Below are 17,346 nucleotides of genomic sequence, written 5' to 3'. Positions count from 1 at the left end.
ACGCCTCAGGCCTTCCCTCGAATCAATCGACGCAGGGCGAAGCGGTTTGGATGACAGGCCTCGGCCACGGCTCTGGGCAGTGGCAGCGGTTCGTCATCCAGCCAGGCAGCCAGCAATTCGCCTGACAACGGCGCGGTAATCAATCCTCGCGAACCGTGGCCGCTGTTGACGTATAAACCGTCCAGCCAGGGGCAAGGGGCGTCCGGGACTTGCCGGGCATCCTTGCTCAATGCGCTATAGGCCTCGGCGAAAGCCGGGGCGTCGGCCAGCGGTCCGACAATCGGCAGATAATCCGGGCTGGTGCAACGAAACGCTGCCCGTCCCTCCAGCGATTCGGGTTGCATCGTGTCGGCGCCCAGACGCAGGACCAGATCCCTGGAGATTTCTTCGAGCATCTGCAGGTTGCCAGCGTGCTCGGCGGCTGTCGGTGTCAGGTCATCGTTGTTGAAGTCAAAACTGGCACCCAGGGTGTGTTCACCCATTCGCGCTGGCGCGACATAACCGTCGGCGCACACCACGGTGCTCAGCGTCTGGCTGTCCGGTGTCTGTGGCAGGCGGGTGATTTGTCCGCGTATGCGTTTGAGTGGCAACTCGCTGCTGTAAGGGAAACGCTTGATCTCGGCAGCGCCGGCCAATATCACGACCGGTGCATCGGCCAGCAGGTTTTTGCTATCCCAGGCTTGCCAGCGTCCATCCATTCGACGCAGATCCAGCACATCGTGATGGGTCATTATCTGGATGTTCGGATGCGTTGCTTGCCGTTGGCACAACGCCGGCGGATGCACCCATCCACCTTCGGGGTAAAACAGCCCACCCCATTGCAGGCCGATACCGGCACGCGTCACGGCCTGTTCTCTATCGAGCGTATGCAGCAACTCTTCGGGAAACGCCGCCGCCAATTGTGCCTGACGCTCGGCTTCCTTGGCGTTGAAGGCCAGCTGCAAGACCCCGCAGTCGTCCCAGTCGACGCCCCGTTGCAGATGTTCAAGCAAGCGCCGGGTGTGACCGAAACCGCTGACAATCAACTGAGACAACGCCGTCCCATGGGCCGACAGTTTGAGATACAGCACGCCCTGTGGATTGCCCGAGGCTTCTTGCGCCAGCGCATCGTGACGCTCCAGCAGACTGACTTGCCAACCCCGCGCCGCGAGGCTGGCGGCCGTGGCGCAACCGGCCAGGCCGGCGCCGATTACCAGTGCCCGACGTTCGCCGGTCAGTGGTGTCGGGCGCGCGAACCATGGTTTGGCTGCGGCGGGCGGCGGGACTTCTTCAGGCCAGCCGAGGAACACGCCGCGCAGGATTTCCCATTTGTGACCAATGCCGGGCGTGCGCTTCATCTTGAAGCCCGCCGCATTCAGCAGTCGGCGCACCCAGCCGGTGCTGGTAAACGTACTGATGGTTGAACCGGGCGCCGCCAGCCGGGCGAGTTCGGCAAACAGCTCGGCGGTCCACATGTCGGGGTTTTTCGCCGGGGCGAAACCGTCGAGGAACCAGGCATCAATCTGCGCGTCCAGTTGCGGCAACTGCTCCAATGCATCGCCGATCAACAGGGTCAACGTCACGCGACCGTTATCCAGCACCAGCCGTTGGAAGCCTTGATGGATCGCCACGTACTGCGCGAGTAACTGATCGGCAAACGGCTTGAGCTCCGGCCATAGCGCTAGCGCCCGTTGCAGATCCGGTGCACTCAGCGGGTACTTTTCGACACTGACAAAATGCAGTCGCGCTCCGGCTACCGCGTGCTGTTCGAACAGTTGCCAGGCGCAAAGGAAGTTCAGCCCGGTGCCGAAACCGGTCTCGCCAATCACCAGCCGACCGCCAGCCGGTAACGCAGCAAAGCGTTCACGCAGCGCGTTCTGTTCGAGGAAGACGTAGCGGGTTTCGTCCAACCCCGACAGATCGGAAAAATACACATCATCGAACACCCGCGAGCGCGGGAGGCCTTGGTCGTCCCAGTCGAGCTGGGCGTGGGGCAATACAGGTTTCATGGCAGGCTCGGCAACGGCAAGGCGGCCATTCTAGCCGATCGCCGGGGCGGTGCTTGATCCATGGCAAGTGTCAGGATGGCGTGCTTGGTCAAAATGGTGGTGACCGCAAAAGATCGCAGCCTGCGGCAGCTCCTACGGGTGTACGCCGATCCCACGTAGGAGCTGCCGCAGGCTGCGATCTTTTGGCCATTTTTGCATCACCGCAAACCTTGAACTTCCGTTAGTCTTGCTCAATCTGGAAAGGGAGCCATCCATGTTCGAATCTGCCGAAATCGGTCACGCCATCGACAAAGAAACCTACGACGCCGAAGTGCCGGCCCTGCGTGAAGCCTTGCTTGAAGCGCAGTTCGAACTTCACCAGCAACGCCGTTTTCCGGTGATCGTTTTGATTAATGGCATCGAAGGCGCCGGCAAGGGCGAGACGGTCAAGTTGCTGAACGAATGGATGGACCCACGCCTGATCGAGGTCCGCACCTTCGATCAACAGACCGACGAAGAGCTGGCACGGCCACCGGCCTGGCGCTACTGGCGGATGCTCCCGGCCAAGGGCCGCATGGGGATTTTCTTTGGCAACTGGTACAGCCAGATGCTGCAAGGCCGGGTTCATGGCTTGTTCAATGATCCCAGACTCGATCAAAGCATCAACGCAGCCGAGCGGCTGGAGAAGATGCTGTGCGACGAAGGCGCGCTGATCTTCAAGTTCTGGTTCCATCTTTCCAAGAAACAAATGAAGGCGCGGCTCAAGGCCCTGGCGGATGACCCGCTGCACAGCTGGCGCATCAGTCCACTGGACTGGCAACAATCGCAGACCTACGACAAATTCGTGAAGTACGGCGAACGCGTGTTGCGTCGTACCAGCCGTGATTACGCGCCGTGGCATGTCATCGCCGGGATGGACCCGCGTTATCGGAGTCTGGTGGTGGGAAAAATTTTGCTCGAGGGTCTGCAAAGCGCTCTGAAACGGCCGAAAATTCACCCGGAAAAAGTCAGCGCCGCGCCAGTGTTCCCTAGCGTCGATCAGGTAAACCTGCTCGACAGCCTCGACTTGACCCTGCGCCTGGACAAGGACGATTACGAAGAACAGTTGATCACCGAACAGGCGCGGTTTTCCGGGCTGATGCGCGACAAACGCATGCGTCGGCACGCCTTGATCGCGGTGTTTGAAGGCAACGATGCGGCGGGCAAAGGCGGGGCGATTCGCCGGGTTGCCGCCGCGCTGGACCCGCGTCAGTACAGTATCGTGCCGATCGCCGCGCCCACCGAAGAGGAACGGGCGCACCCGTATCTCTGGCGCTTCTGGCGACATTTACCGGCGCGTGGCAAATTCACTGTGTTCGACCGCTCCTGGTATGGCCGGGTGCTGGTGGAGCGCATCGAAGGCTTTTGCAGCTCGGCCGACTGGTTGCGCGCCTACAGTGAGATCAACGATTTCGAAGAGCAGATCGCCGATGCCGGGGTAATCGTGGTCAAGTTCTGGTTGGCTATCGACAAACAGACGCAACTGGAACGATTCGAAGAGCGCGAACAGATCCCCTTCAAACGCTTCAAGATCACCGAAGACGACTGGCGCAACCGCGATAAGTGGGAGGCCTACAGGGCTGCTGTCGGTGACATGGTTGACCGTACCAGCACCGAGATCTCGCCCTGGACCCTGGTGGAAGCCAATGACAAGCGCTGGGCGCGGGTCAAAGTCCTGCGCACCATCAACCATGCACTGGAAGAAGCGTTCGTAAAGTCCGACAAACACGCCAGGAAAGCCAAAAAGAACTCGTAACGAGCCGATGGTTACGCATACGCGGGGTGAATGATTGTCGCGGTCGGTAATGCAGTGGACTTATGCTCGGTCCACTCTCAACCGACAACAACAATGAGGTATGCCATGCGTGAAGTGGTGATCGTCGACAGCGTGCGGACCGGCCTGGCCAAATCCTTTCGCGGCAAGTTCAACCTGACCCGTCCGGACGACATGGCGGCTCACTGCATCAATGCGCTGCTCGAGCGCACGGGCATTGACCCGGCCAGCGTCGAGGATTGCATTGTCGGTGCCGGCTCCAACGAAGGCGGCCAGGGCTTCAACATCGGTCGCAACGTCGCGGTGCTGTCGCGCCTGGGCACCGGCACTGCCGGCATGACCCTCAACCGTTTTTGCTCGTCGGGCTTGCAGGCGATCGCCATCGCCGCCAACCAGATCGCTTCGGGTTGCAGCGACATCATCGTCGCCGGTGGCGTCGAGTCCATCAGCCTGACCATGAAAAGCATCAACACCGACAACCTGATCAATCCACTGCTTAAAGAGCAGGTGCCAGGCATCTATTTCCCGATGGGGCAGACGGCCGAAATCGTCGCCCGTCGTTACAACGTCAGCCGCGAAGAACAGGACCTGTACGCGCTGCAGAGTCAGCAACGTACCGCTCAGGCTCAGGCCGCTGGATTGTTTGACGATGAAATCGTGCCGATGGCGGTGAAGTATCGCATTGAAGACAAGGCCACTGGTCAGGTGCAGATCCTTGACGGCATCGTCGATCACGACGACTGCAATCGCCCGGGCACTACCCTGGACAGCTTGGCGGGATTGAAACCGGTGTTTGCCGAAGACGGTTCGGTGACGGCGGGCAATTCTTCTCAGCTGTCCGATGGCGCGTCAATGACGCTGGTGATGAGCCTGGAAAAAGCCCTGGAACTGGGGTTGAAGCCGAAGGCGTTCTTCCGTGGTTTCACCGTGGCAGGGTGCGAGCCGGATGAAATGGGCATCGGCCCGGTGTTCTCGGTGCCGAAGTTGCTCAAGGCCAAGGGTTTGCAGATTGCCGACATTGATCTGTGGGAGCTCAACGAAGCCTTCGCGTCCCAGTGCCTGTACAGCCGCAATCGGCTGGAGATCGATAACGACAAGTACAACGTCAACGGCGGTTCGATTTCCATCGGCCATCCGTTCGGCATGACTGGTTCGCGGCAGGTCGGGCACCTTGTGCGTGAATTGCAACGGCGAAATCTGCGTTACGGCATCGTCACCATGTGTGTGGGGGGCGGGATGGGTGCGACCGGGTTGTTTGAGGCGGTGCGTTAAATCCCCAAGTTTTCTGTTGCCTGATTTACCGCTTTCGCGAGCAAGCCCGCTCCCACATTTGAAATGCATTCCAATGTGGGAGCGGGCTTGCTCGCGAAGGCAGCGCCGCGGTCTATAGGCTCATACGCAGAAGCAGCATCCGCTCGATGTAAGCCTGAATCTCCCGCGCTGCCTTCTCCGGGTTTTCAAACGGCCCCTCCAGGGTGTTTTCCCGGGTGCTGAAATACAACTCCCCATTCACACGACACACCCGATCACAACGAAAGTGCGTGGCGGGTGCATGGTCCTGGGCGCGTTTGCCGTACATGGCGATCTCCTGAGGCACGTTCTTATTGGCGAATGCAATGAGCATATGCATGAACCCCTTGCAACGCCTGGCCAGCCGATCGACGGCATAGCGCCAATTTAATGGTGCGACCTGCACAGTTTCATTCGCGGCCAACACCCAACTGTCCCTGTGTGCCAAACGTCGCTAAGCCTAGAATGACCCTTCTCGCCACTTGGCTTCGGGGTTCGCCATGCACATTTCATCGGGTCGCTGGGTTTATGGTCTGTTCCTGGCCTTGGTGACCGCGTTGCTGTGGGGAATCCTGCCGATCAAACTCAAGCAAGTGCTGCTGGTGATGGACCCGGTGACAGTGACCTGGTTTCGCCTGATCGTATCCGGCGGGTGCCTGTTCATTTACCTGTCGGCGACCAGGCGCCTGCCGAGCCGCAAAGTGCTCGGGCCGCGCGGAGGCTGGTTGGTGTTGATGGCGGTGCTCGGCCTGGTGGGCAACTACGTGCTGTACCTGATGGGCCTGACCCTGCTTAGCCCCGGCACTGCGCAACTGGTGGTGCAGATGGGTCCGATCATGTTGCTGATCGCCAGTCTGTTTGTGTTCAAGGAACGGTTCAGCGTGGGGCAGGGGATTGGCCTGCTGGTGCTGCTGATCGGCTTTGCGCTGTTTTTCAATCAGCGCTTGGCCGAGTTGCTCACCTCGCTGACCGATTACACCGCCGGTGTGCTGCTGGTACTGTTGGCGTCCACGGTCTGGACCTTCTACGCCTTGGGCCAGAAGCAATTACTCACGGTGTGGAATTCGCTGCAGGTGATGATGGTGATCTACCTGTTCTGTGCGCTGCTGCTGACGCCGTGGGTGCATCCGCTGGAAGCGCTGCAACTGAGTCCGCTGCAAGGCTGGCTGCTGCTGGCGTGCTGCATGAACACCCTGATCGCCTATGGTGCGTTTGCCGAGGCTCTGGCCCATTGGGAGGCGTCGCGGGTCAGTGCGACGCTGGCGATTACGCCGTTGGTGACGTTCGCCGCGGTGGCTGTGGCGGCGTGGTTGTGGCCGGACTATGTGCATGCCGAGCAGATCAATGGTCTGGGTTATGGTGGGGCGGTGCTGGTCGTGCTGGGGTCGGCGCTGGTGGCGTTGGGGCCGTCGCTCATCGCCGGTCTCAAGGCGCGGCGGGTGAGGATGGCCGACAGTTAGACCGCGTCATCGTTCTTCGCGAGCAAGCCCGCTCCCACATTTGACCGTATTTCTCTGAGAGAACTCGGTCAAATAATGTGGGAGCGGGCTTGCTCGCGAAGGCGGACTTACTGTCAACGCAGATCTCAGCCTTTAGCACCCGCCTCCAACATATTCTCCGGCCGCACCCAGGCATCAAACTCTTCATCCGTCAGATACCCCAGTTGCAACGCCGCCTCACGCAAGGTCAGCCCTTCTGCGTAAGCCTTTTTGGCGATCTCCGCCGATTTGTCATAACCAATGTGCGGATTCAGCGCCGTCACCAGCATCAACCCACGCTCCAGGTGTTCAGCCATTTTCTCTGCATCCGGTTCCAGGCCCGCGATGCAATGCTGCTGGAAGTTGCTGCAGCCATCGCCCAGCAGACGGATCGATTGCAGCAGGTTGTGGATGATCACCGGTTTGAACACGTTCAATTGCAAATGGCCCAGACTCGCTGCAAAACCAATGACGACGTCGTTGCCCAGTACCTGACAAGCCAGCATCGATAGCGCTTCGCACTGAGTCGGATTGACCTTGCCCGGCATGATCGAACTGCCCGGTTCGTTGGCGGGCAGTTTCACTTCGGCGAAGCCTGCTCGCGGCCCGGAGCCTAGCAGGCGCAGGTCGTTGGCGATTTTCATCAGGGTCACGGCGAGGGTTTTCAGCGCGCCGGACAGTGTCGTCAGCGGTTCATGGCCAGCCAGGGCGGCGAATTTGTTTGGTGCGGTGACGAATGGCAGGCCGGAGAGGGCGGCCAGCTCGGCAGCGATGGCTTCGCCAAAACCGTGGGGCGAATTCAGCCCGGTGCCGACCGCGGTGCCGCCCTGGGCCAGTTCACACACGGCCGGCAGCGCGCTGCGGATCGCCCGCTCGGCGTAATCCAGTTGCGCGATGAACGCCGAGAGTTCCTGGCCGAAGGTAATCGGCGTCGCGTCCATCATGTGGGTGCGACCGGTCTTGACCAGTTTCATATGCCGCGCGGACAACTCGGCCAATCCGCCCGACAGTTCGCTGATCGCCGGCAGCAAATGCTGTTGCACCGCCTGGGCGGCGGCAATGTGCATGGCGGTCGGGAAGCAGTCGTTGGAGCTTTGAGAGCGATTGACGTGATCGTTGGGGTGGACCGGCGTCTTGCCGCCGCGAGGATTACCGGCCAGTTCATTGGCGCGTCCGGCGATCACTTCGTTTACGTTCATGTTGCTCTGGGTGCCGCTGCCGGTCTGCCAGACCACCAGCGGGAACTGGTCGTCGTGGCTGCCGTCGAGCACTTCGTCGGCGGCCTGCTCAATCAGCCGGGCGATGTCGGCGGGCAGGTCACCGTTGCGGTCGTTGACGCGCGCCGCGGCTTTCTTGATCAGCGCCAGGGCATGCAGCACTGCCAGCGGCATACGTTCGTTGCCGATGGCGAAGTTAATCAGCGAGCGTTGCGTCTGAGCGCCCCAGTAGGCTTCATCCGGGACTTCCACCTGGCCAAGGCTGTCGGTTTCGATACGGCTCATCATGCACACTCCTGTAGGTCTGATAGCGAGTTTAGGCCTTGATCGCCGGCCGTGGTTCCATCAGTCTGGATTTTGACCGTTCAACCCCTCTAATTCAGGCCCTGTAAGGCTTGGGGTTGAGTGACACACTTTTTTAGGCGCAGAATGGACGCCCTTGGGGTTTTACCTCGCCTGCTAGAAAAGGAAACTCGATGACTCGTCTTCGTGCCATCTGTACCGCGGTTGCACTGGTTTGCGCCAGCGGCCCTGTTTTTGCCGATACCGCCAGCCACAACGCCAGTGCCGAAGCTTTCCTGACCCTGGCGCACGCTGACAAATTGGGCACCCCGGTGTACATGCAAGTACAGCAAATGTTCGCTCAGCGCTTTGAACAGACCAAAGCCCCTGAATCGAAAAAAGCCTTGCTGGAAACTTACCAGGCCAAAGCCAACGCCGCGCTGGACCAAGCCATTGGCTGGAACAAGCTGAAGCCGGACATGGTCAAGCTCTACACCACCAACTTCAGTGAATCCGAGCTGAAAGACCTGGTCGCGTTCTACAAATCGCCACTGGGCAAGAAAGTCCTGGAAAAAATGCCGCAGCTGACTCAGCAATCGGCCCAGATGACTCAAGCCAAGCTGGAAAGCGCGGTGCCTGTGGTCAACAAACTGCTGGCTGACATGACTGCCGAGCTGGAGCCTAAAGGCGCCGCCGCTCCAGCCAAGAAAAAGCCTTAAGCGGAGTTCGGTATGACCATGCAACAACGCATCGAATCGACGCTGGGCCTGTTGCAGCCGCAGCATCTGCAAGTGCTGGATGAAAGCCACATGCACAGCCGTGGGTTGCAGACCCACTTCAAGGCCGTGGTGGTCAGCCAGCAGTTCGAAGGGCTCAACCGGGTCAAGCGTCACCAGAAAGTCTACGGCACGCTCGGCGAGCTGATGGGCGAGTTCCATGCGTTGGCGCTGCATACCTACACACCAGAGGAATGGGCACAGATCGACGCGGCTCCGGCCTCGCCGACCTGTGCTGGCGGTAGCAAGCATTAAGCATTGGTTTTTTGCTAGAATCCGCAACGCGCCGCTCACCCGGCGCGTTTTTTTTCGCATCCGGTTCACCCCTTACGAGGGTAGCCACCTGGAGAATCACCCATGACACAACAGATTGTCGTGGCGGCACTGTATAAGTTCGTCACTCTGGAAGATTACGTCGCCCTGCGTGAGCCATTGCTGCAAGCGATGGTCGACAACGGCATCAAAGGCACGCTGCTGATCGCTGAAGAAGGCATCAACGGCACCGTGTCCGGTAGCCGCGAAGGCATCGACGGGCTGATGGCCTGGCTCAAGAACGATCCACGCATGGACGACATCGACCACAAAGAGTCGTACTGCGACGATCAGCCGTTCTATCGCACCAAAGTCAAACTCAAGAAAGAAATCGTCACCCTTGGCGTTGAAGGCGTGGACCCGAACAAAAAGGTCGGCACCTACGTCGATCCAGAGAACTGGAACGCTTTGATCAGCGATCCTGAAGTGCTGTTGATCGACACTCGCAACGACTACGAAGTCTCGATCGGCACCTTTGAAGGCGCCATCGACCCGAAGACCACCAGTTTTCGCGAATTCCCCGACTACATCAAAGCCCATTTCGACCCGGCCGTGCACAAGAAAGTCGCGATGTTCTGCACCGGCGGCATTCGTTGCGAAAAGGCCTCGAGCTACATGCTCAGCCAAGGCTTCGACGAGGTTTATCACCTCAAGGGCGGCATTCTGAAGTACCTCGAAGAGGTGCCGCAGGAAGAAACCAAATGGCAGGGCGACTGCTTCGTGTTCGATAACCGCGTGACCGTTCGTCATGACCTCAGCGAAGGCGACTACGATCAATGTCATGCCTGTCGTACACCGGTCAGCATCGAGGACCGCGCGTCCGAGCACTATGTGGCCGGCATCAGTTGCCCGCATTGCTGGGATAAGCTGAGCGAGAAGACCCGTCGCAGTGCCATCGACCGGCAAAAGCAGATCGAACTGGCCAAGGCGCGCAACCTGCCTCATCCGATCGGCTACAACTACAAGCAAACTCCTTCCGAGGCTTGAATCATGTCTGCGCAACGCCTGCTCTATGTGATGGACCCGATGTGTTCCTGGTGCTGGGGCTTCGCGCCAGTCGCCAATGCGCTGGTCGAGCAGGCGCAAGCCGCGGGTGTGGACGTGCATCTGGTGGTAGGCGGTTTGCGCACCGGCAGCGGCGCGGCGCTGGAGCCGACGACCCGACGCTATATCCTTGAGCATTGGCAGGCGGTCACCGAGGCTACAGGCCAACCGTTCAAACTTGAAGGCGCATTGCCCGACGGGTTTGTCTACGACACCGAACCCGCCTGCCGGGCACTGGTGACTGCGCGCAGCCTGGCGCCGGATTGCGCGTGGAAACTGCTCGGTTTGATTCAGCATGCGTTCTACGCCGAAGGTCGCGATGTCACGCACGCCAGTGTTCTGGTGGAGCTGGCGGAGCAGGCCGGTCTGCCGCGCATTGAATTCGCCGCTGCGTTCGACCGTGCCGATCAGCACGCCGCGACGGCTGCCGATTTCACCTGGGTCCAGGACCTGGGCATTGCCGGTTTCCCTACATTACTGGCTGAGCGAGACGGTCAATTGGCGCTGTTGACCAATGGCTATCAGCCACTCAGCGTATTGTCTCCGTTACTCGACCGCTGGCTGGAGCGCGCTGCCTGTGCATGATCTGCCCGACGACGTGCCAGCTCCTTCGCGTGTCGACCGTCTGAGCTGGGGGGAAATCCGTCGCCTGGCACTGCATCACAAAAAAACCCTGTGGATCGCCAACGGCGTGGCGGTGCTGGCAACCCTGTGCAGCGTGCCGATCCCCTTGCTCTTGCCGTTGTTGGTCGACGAAGTGCTGCTGGGCCACGGCGACGCCGCACTGAAGATCATGAATCACGCGCTGCCCGAAAACTGGCAGAAAGCCGCGGGTTACATCGGCCTGATGCTGCTGGTGACGTTGGGACTGCGTTGCGCCGCTTTACTGTTCAACGTTGTGCAGGCACGGTTGTTCGCGGCGCTGGCAAAAGACATCGTGTACCGCATTCGCGTGCGGCTGATCGAACGGCTCAAGCGCATTTCGCTGGGCGAATACGAAAGCCTGGGCAGCGGCACGGTCACCACCCACCTGGTGACCGACCTGGATACGCTGGACAAATTCGTTGGCGAAACCCTCAGTCGTTTCCTCGTGGCCATGCTGACCCTGGTCGGCACCGCGTCCATCCTGATGTGGATGCACTGGAAGCTGGCGTTGCTGATCCTGCTGTTCAACCCATTGGTGATCTACGCCACGGTGCAGTTGGGCAAGCGGGTCAAGCACCTGAAAAAACTCGAAAACGACAGCACCTCGCGCTTCACCCAGGCACTTACCGAAACCCTCGATTCCATTCAGGAAGTGCGCGCCGGCAACCGCCAGGGCTTTTTTCTCGGGCGTCTGGGTCAACGTGCCCGGGAAGTACGCGATTACGCGGTGAACTCGCAGTGGAAAACCGATGCCTCGAACCGTGCCAGCGGCTTGCTGTTCCAGTTCGGCATCGATATTTTTCGTGCGGCGGCGATGCTCACCGTGCTGTTTTCCGACCTGTCCATCGGCCAGATGCTCGCGGTGTTCAGCTACCTGTGGTTCATGATCGGTCCGGTGGAACAACTGCTGAACCTGCAGTACGCCTACTACGCTGCCGGCGGCGCGCTGTCGCGGATCAACGAGCTGCTGGCCCGGGCCGATGAGCCTGAATACCCGGGCGGCGTCGACCCGTTCAATGGTCGAGAAACCGTTGGCATCGAAGTCCAGGGATTGAGTTTCGGTTACGGCGACGAACTGGTGTTGAACCAGATGAACCTGTCGATTGCCCCCGGTGAAAAAGTTGCGATTGTCGGCGCCAGCGGTGGCGGCAAAAGTACCTTGGTGCAGTTGCTGCTGGGCTTGTACACGCCGCTCGCCGGGACCATTCGTTTCGGCGGTTCGACCCAGCAGGAAATCGGTCTGGAAACCGTTCGGGAAAATGTCGCCGTGGTCCTGCAGCATCCGGCACTGTTCAACGATACCGTCCGCGCCAACCTGACCATGGGCCGTGAGCGCAGCGACGAAGCTTGCTGGCAAGCGCTGGAAATCGCGCAACTGCACCAGACCGTTCGAGAGCTGCCCAACGGCCTGGACAGTATCGTCGGACGTTCCGGTGTGCGCTTGTCCGGCGGCCAGCGTCAACGCCTGGCGATTGCGCGGATGGTGCTGGCTGACCCTAAAGTGGTGATCCTCGATGAGGCTACCTCAGCGCTGGATGCCGCCACCGAATACAATCTGCACCAGGCGCTGGCGCGGTTCCTGAGCAACCGCACCACGTTGATCATTGCGCACCGGTTGTCCGCGGTGAAGCAGGCCGACCGGGTGCTGGTGTTCGACGGCGGGCAAATTGCCGAGGACGGCGATCACCAGCAACTGATTGCCGAGGGTGGGTTGTACGCAAAGCTTTATGGGCATTTGCAGCAGCACTGAGCACGGCGAGCATTTATTTCCAGATCACGTCCAGCGCATCAGGGCCGTCATAACCAAACTGCTTCATGACAACCGAGCATGAGTCGCAGGGCGCCATGGTGGTCGCGATGGTGATGGAGTCCAGCTCCTTGGGATCAGGGTACTTGCCTCGAATAACGCTGATGAGTTTGCTCTCGGTGTCCAGCGAGGTGGGACGATTCGTCAGTGCAGGTGTGTAGTTTTCAATATCGTTGATCGTGTGGGGGATCGCCTGCAGCTTGCCTTGGGGGTTTACTTCAAGTGCCGTCTCGGGGAAGCGGATTCCATGATCGATATTGAAGTAACTGGCGTTGCCGACTTTTACTTCGTTAGCACTCCTGTTTTTGGCAAACAGCGGGAGGAAGCCAGTGTCATTCTGATTGCCGGAAACGCTGACATACACCTCATGCACCCCGCCCTTGGTCTTGATCTCGGCGAAAGCAATGTTCCTGGGGCTGTGAACGGGGCGATGTGTTTCCTTGCTTATGAGTCGTTGCAGTTGGCGCATCGTGTCGTCGATCTTTAAGGCCTTGGGGCCGCCCTGAGTCGATGAACTGAGGGTTACGACCTCTTTCTGAAATAGATGGTTGAAGATTTCTGCGGTGGTTTCTCTCACGCTGTTCGGGGCAGCCTTGGACAGGGACCAGGTTGCGGCACCATCGGTGGAACTACGGACAATCATTCTTGTGGAGTGATCGAACAGCACTGCTTCCCCAGGGCTGGTATCAACCTTGAGCAATTTGAGCGTATCGGGCGGATTCACATGGCCGCCAACAGGGATGGCGATTTCGTCCATGGTTCTCAAGGCGCGCTCAACAGGACCGACCCCGTAAATCCTGGCCATGTTATTTGCGTTCAACGAGCCGGTGTACACCAGCAGTAGCTCGTTTTTCAGTGCTTCTGGAAGGGTATCGGCCTTCTTGAACGTCAGGATGTCGTGCACGCTCTGTCCGATTCCGCGCTCGGCAACGTAGAAGTCCCCTGCGTTCAGACGCATGAAAACATAGTGTTTTGAGCCATCCATTGATTCGACGATGATGCTGCCAACCTGAAAGTTATCGACGAGCTGTTTTCCTCGTACAGGGACACTGACGAAGACCCGCCCGTAGATACCTTTTTGAAACTCCATCGTGGCTTCGAGGGTGGCGTGCGCGCGGATGGCATTGACCTGCATCGCGGCTCTGCCGGTGGCAGGGGTGTAAATAATGTCACCGAACCAGGGCGCCCAGCCCTTGTCATTAACGAAGCTTCCGAGCTCAGGGGTAGGGGCCGGGTCGCGAATGACGTAACTTGTTTTACACAAGTCGGCACCCGGCGCGCGACGCACTCGGCAAGGTATTGCCTTGTAGTTGTTATCCGCACCCGTCAGGTCTGGACGGCGTAACACGTCGTCCTTCAATCGGTAAGGTTGGTCATCAATGAAGAGTGTCGTTCTGCCGTCTACTTCAAGCACTTCCCGAATGCGACTGTTTTCAGAAAGTTCGACAATGACGTGACGGTCGTTCTTTGCCCGCATGCTGTAGTGGGAGCGACCCAACGACAATTCGCCCGAACGGGTGGCGAGCGAAGGGCCGTACTGCTTGGACGATAGCGGATCAATCAGGTGATAGTGAGCTGTGCCTGTAGATGCGATGTTGCGCACGGGGACATCTTCGATTCCGCGCAAGGTCGCCAGTTGGTCCCCATGTGAAAGTGGGGTCCAGCGGCCGGGATTGCTTGCCTGAGGTAGACCCTCGATGAAACTGTAGCTGCCTGATCTACCGATCAAGGGCTTCAGACTGTTGTATGACTTTCTTGCCGTGAATCTAACGCCTGCATAGATCCCCGACAGGGCACCACGTGCGAGCCGCAGGGTTAGCGTTGGAACACCATAAAACGGAATAAAGTTTTGTGCGGTTGAAACAAGCAGTTTTTGCGACAGTGCTCCAAATTTCGGAAGTGCAGCACGTACACCTGATCGGACGGATGTGGAGACCAGTTTCATTGAACCCGATACGAATTTACCCAAAGGAAATGCAAACGAGGCCACATCTATAAACAAGCCAAAAACGGCCCATCCCTTGTTCGGATTGTCTGAAAGCAGATCACTGATACTGCCCCAAAACGGTATGAACCCTTTGACTGACTCCAGCCAATGTGGGCGTGCAGCGATACGCTCCATTTCTGTTTCGCCCCTGGCTGTGGCATGAAGCAGTTTTTCGTCATAGTAGAAGAAGTTTCTGGCAATGAAGTTGGCAAGTTCCGTAGCGCGGGAAGTCGTATCGGTCAGGCGCGCAGACAGCTCGCGCTCGATGTTAGGAAAAGGGGCTGTAAATGTAGAGCCAAGTTGATCAATGATTGCGTCACAGGTTGCATTTTTTTTCGGGAAACTACCGCTCTCATGAGCGGACCAGTCAAATGGAACACGTTTTTCACCTCGCACTGCAATGACGTCAGTGTTTCCGAGGAATGATCCTTTGACTTGCTGGGCTTTTATTTTTCCGTTGAGCATGGCTGATGAAAAATCCCAACGCTTTCGAATAATCCCGGAACGTGGTAAACATTCGTAATAGGAAATCCTGGCCTTATAAGAGATCTGAAGAATAAAGCCCATTCGAAGCCTGAGTGGCAGTGTCATTTCCGATGTCTCGTCTTCCAGCTCTATTTCGCTAGTGGATTTTCTCAAGGTATAGATCTTTACCTCCCCCAGTTCAATGGCTTGACGATCATCATAGGGGAGTGAAGTAAGCTGACTTTTCAACAGTGTTTGATACGCGCTTTTACTCAGTTCAAGGTAACTGTTGAATGCCGTATCAAATAATTTTTCTATATCGGGTAGGGGCTTCTGAGTCAGCGTTGCCGGAAGCCAGGGTGCATCGGTTTTTATTGTGCGGTCTGGGTTAATGCTGATTCGGTACTCGCTTTTACGTATTCCGTCAGTCGTTGTAATAAACCAGTTTCTGTTTTTACTCAGACCTCCCGAAATATAAACATCTTGAAATGTGTAGATTTTGTCCTTTAACGGTGGGGTCTGTAAAAGTCCACCTCCATCAACATCTCCGAAGTCCTCAATCAACTTTCGTCCGTCGGAGATGAATGCGAAGAAGGATTGGTTCTCACCCCATCTGCTGTATAGTTTTCCATCATGACCCGTGCGCAAGGCATCCTTGAAATACCTTTTTATTTCCCTCTCGGCGATAGTTGATCTTTCTGGATAGTTGACATCCATTTGAATGATCGCTTTTTTCAAGGCGTCTGTGTGTTCGTCGAGTGCTTTAATAGAATGAGCTTTTTCCTCTGTGGAGTAATTCGAATCGACTCTCTCAGCAATGATGCCGTTGGTAATGGCCCACTCGAGAGTTGGAGGTAATCTGCACAATGCGATGAGCTCCAGCTCTTGCTGATTAGCTTGCATAGACTGCTGAAGCGGAAAGTCCACCAGTTGCTGAAAGCTCATGCGCTGGATCGAGTCAGGCTCCATGGCCTCTGCGAGCACCACACCGTGGACGAAGTTTACCCATACGATTGAGCTCCTGTAGGGCAGGTCTTGCGGTATATCACGAACCTGAAATTCGGTGGGTAGCTGCGGCTGAAGCAGGCGTGCGAGCAAGATAGCTTCACGAGTCGTGGTCACACGACCCGAATCAATCAAATAGAGTTCAAATTCGCTGCGCAGGGTTTGATAGCTCTTGCCCCAGTTTGAAGCTTGTTCAAGTCTAAAGCGTGCAATGGTGTCATCGGGTTTGTCGTCCGTGAGGCTGTACCAGCGCCGGATAGCCTCAGCTACCAACCTTTTTTTGATGGAGCTATCGGGCTCTTCATCGGGCTGTGCGCCGTACCATTTCAACTGTTCGAGCAGTTTCTCCGCCAACCATTGCGCTTTATTACTGCTTAACAGCCGATCCAGGAAAATGGCAGGGGTTGCGCGCAGTTTATCGGCCGCGACATTAACTAGCGCTTCCTTCCCCAGACTTTCAATGACAGATGTTTCATCGTCGTCAAGGATGAGGCTGACGGCATCGAGTATTGGCCGATGATCGGACTCCTCGATGAGATCGCCAATATCCATGCCGTTTTCCAGACCGAGGATGTAATCCGCCCGCATCTCATCCAGCTGCTGAATCAAACTGTCAAGCGTGCCAACATTTTGCAGCTGCTCCGGCTCCAGGCCGTAGTACCACAGGATCTGAGGAAGACTAAGCAGACGGTCGGAGCGTATTCGTCCGCCAATGTTCAGGACAGCTTTCTCGATATTTCCCGCCAGGCTCTGCAATGATGATTGCTCGGTCAAGGGCAGGATGATGGTTTTGCCGTCTATATTAGCCGTCTCATAGACAGCGTTGCCGTTACTGAACGCGACTGAAAGGTACATGCTGCGGATGCTTGCTGCCTTGGAGCGCAGCAGGTCAAGATAATCCGGGTTCTCTAGCAGTTTTTGCAGGTGGGTCTGGCCAATTTCATGCTCCTGGGCAAGGGGAGAGTGGGGTTGGGGGGAAAGAAAGATGTCGGGTAGAGAAATGGTGTTGGCCTTGGCGTTACGCAGAGATGTTATCAACGCGTCATATTCGGCCAGTTGCCCCATATGTTGTTGGTATGAGGTTGTTGCCAGAGGATTTGTGGCCAGCATAAAGAAGAGCCTGCGCTTGAAAGTGAACCCTCAGTATTTGAGTTTCAAGAGCAATTAATGCGGTACATATGTATTGGGGGTATTGATGTTCGATGCTTTGCTTGCCGGAACCGAGAACGCACCCTAGTCTAGCTGTAGCGATCACGTT

At 57.7% G+C, this 17,346-nt stretch carries 12 protein-coding genes; 8 read left to right on the top strand and 4 right to left on the bottom strand.

The features are described from left to right. Positions 1-5: 5 nt before the first annotated feature. On the bottom strand, positions 6-1,988 hold the full coding sequence (gene mnmC / locus ACYZTX_RS22565; protein ID WP_462035915.1) for a bifunctional tRNA (5-methylaminomethyl-2-thiouridine)(34)-methyltransferase MnmC2/FAD-dependent 5-carboxymethylaminomethyl-2-thiouridine(34) oxidoreductase MnmC1: 1,983 nt from the start codon (positions 1,986-1,988) through the stop codon (positions 6-8). Positions 1,989-2,241: 253 nt separating this feature from the next. Between mnmC and pap the strand changes: the two genes are divergently transcribed. Continuing rightward, the gene (pap, locus tag ACYZTX_RS22560; RefSeq protein WP_462035914.1) at positions 2,242-3,762 is read left to right on the top strand and encodes a polyphosphate:AMP phosphotransferase; all 1,521 of its coding nucleotides are present in this window, start codon (positions 2,242-2,244) and stop codon (positions 3,760-3,762) included. 105 nt (positions 3,763-3,867) lie between these two features. After that, positions 3,868-5,052, top strand: a complete 1,185-nt coding sequence (locus tag ACYZTX_RS22555; RefSeq protein WP_462035913.1) for a thiolase family protein — start codon at positions 3,868-3,870, stop codon at positions 5,050-5,052. A gap of 112 nt (positions 5,053-5,164) precedes the next feature. On the opposite strand, the gene ACYZTX_RS22550 is transcribed toward ACYZTX_RS22555, so the two are convergent. Next, on the bottom strand, positions 5,165-5,359 hold the full coding sequence (locus ACYZTX_RS22550; RefSeq protein ID WP_462037097.1) for a DUF6316 family protein: 195 nt from the start codon (positions 5,357-5,359) through the stop codon (positions 5,165-5,167). 211 nt (positions 5,360-5,570) lie between these two features. Between ACYZTX_RS22550 and ACYZTX_RS22545 the strand changes: the two genes are divergently transcribed. Next, positions 5,571-6,530, top strand: coding sequence for a DMT family transporter (locus tag ACYZTX_RS22545; protein ID WP_462035912.1), 960 nt, complete (start codon positions 5,571-5,573; stop codon positions 6,528-6,530). A 125-nt stretch (positions 6,531-6,655) separates the two neighbouring features. On the opposite strand, the gene ACYZTX_RS22540 is transcribed toward ACYZTX_RS22545, so the two are convergent. Then, positions 6,656-8,050: a class II fumarate hydratase gene (locus ACYZTX_RS22540; protein WP_462035911.1), complete on the bottom strand. Its 1,395-nt coding sequence runs from the start codon at positions 8,048-8,050 to the stop codon at positions 6,656-6,658. Positions 8,051-8,241: 191 nt separating this feature from the next. On the opposite strand from ACYZTX_RS22540, the gene ACYZTX_RS22535 reads away from it, so the two are divergent. From ACYZTX_RS22535 to ACYZTX_RS22515, 5 genes are all read left to right on the top strand, one after another. After that, the gene (locus tag ACYZTX_RS22535) at positions 8,242-8,766 is read left to right on the top strand and encodes a DUF2059 domain-containing protein (RefSeq protein ID WP_109633752.1); all 525 of its coding nucleotides are present in this window, start codon (positions 8,242-8,244) and stop codon (positions 8,764-8,766) included. Between the two features lie 12 nt (positions 8,767-8,778). Beyond that, positions 8,779-9,078, top strand: a complete 300-nt coding sequence (locus ACYZTX_RS22530) for a BolA family protein (RefSeq protein WP_008151216.1) — start codon at positions 8,779-8,781, stop codon at positions 9,076-9,078. A 102-nt stretch (positions 9,079-9,180) separates the two neighbouring features. After that, positions 9,181-10,122: an oxygen-dependent tRNA uridine(34) hydroxylase TrhO gene (gene trhO, locus ACYZTX_RS22525; RefSeq protein WP_462035910.1), complete on the top strand. Its 942-nt coding sequence runs from the start codon at positions 9,181-9,183 to the stop codon at positions 10,120-10,122. A gap of 39 nt (positions 10,123-10,161) precedes the next feature. Next, a complete protein-coding gene (locus tag ACYZTX_RS22520; RefSeq protein ID WP_462037096.1) occupies positions 10,162-10,764 on the top strand; it encodes a DsbA family protein in 603 nt (200 codons plus the stop codon). Then, positions 10,757-12,574: an ABC transporter ATP-binding protein gene (locus ACYZTX_RS22515; protein ID WP_462035909.1), complete on the top strand. Its 1,818-nt coding sequence runs from the start codon at positions 10,757-10,759 to the stop codon at positions 12,572-12,574. The genes ACYZTX_RS22520 and ACYZTX_RS22515 overlap by 8 nt, the downstream gene beginning before the upstream one ends. 13 nt (positions 12,575-12,587) lie before the next feature. Here ACYZTX_RS22515 and ACYZTX_RS22510 read toward each other — a convergent pair whose 3' ends face one another. Further along, positions 12,588-17,198: a deaminase domain-containing protein gene (locus ACYZTX_RS22510; RefSeq protein WP_462035908.1), complete on the bottom strand. Its 4,611-nt coding sequence runs from the start codon at positions 17,196-17,198 to the stop codon at positions 12,588-12,590. Between the last annotated feature and the right edge of the window lie 148 nt (positions 17,199-17,346).

It is taken from the genome of Pseudomonas sp. MDT1-17 (assembly GCF_054898105.1).
This window is presented reverse-complemented; position numbering and strand designations above follow the sequence as displayed.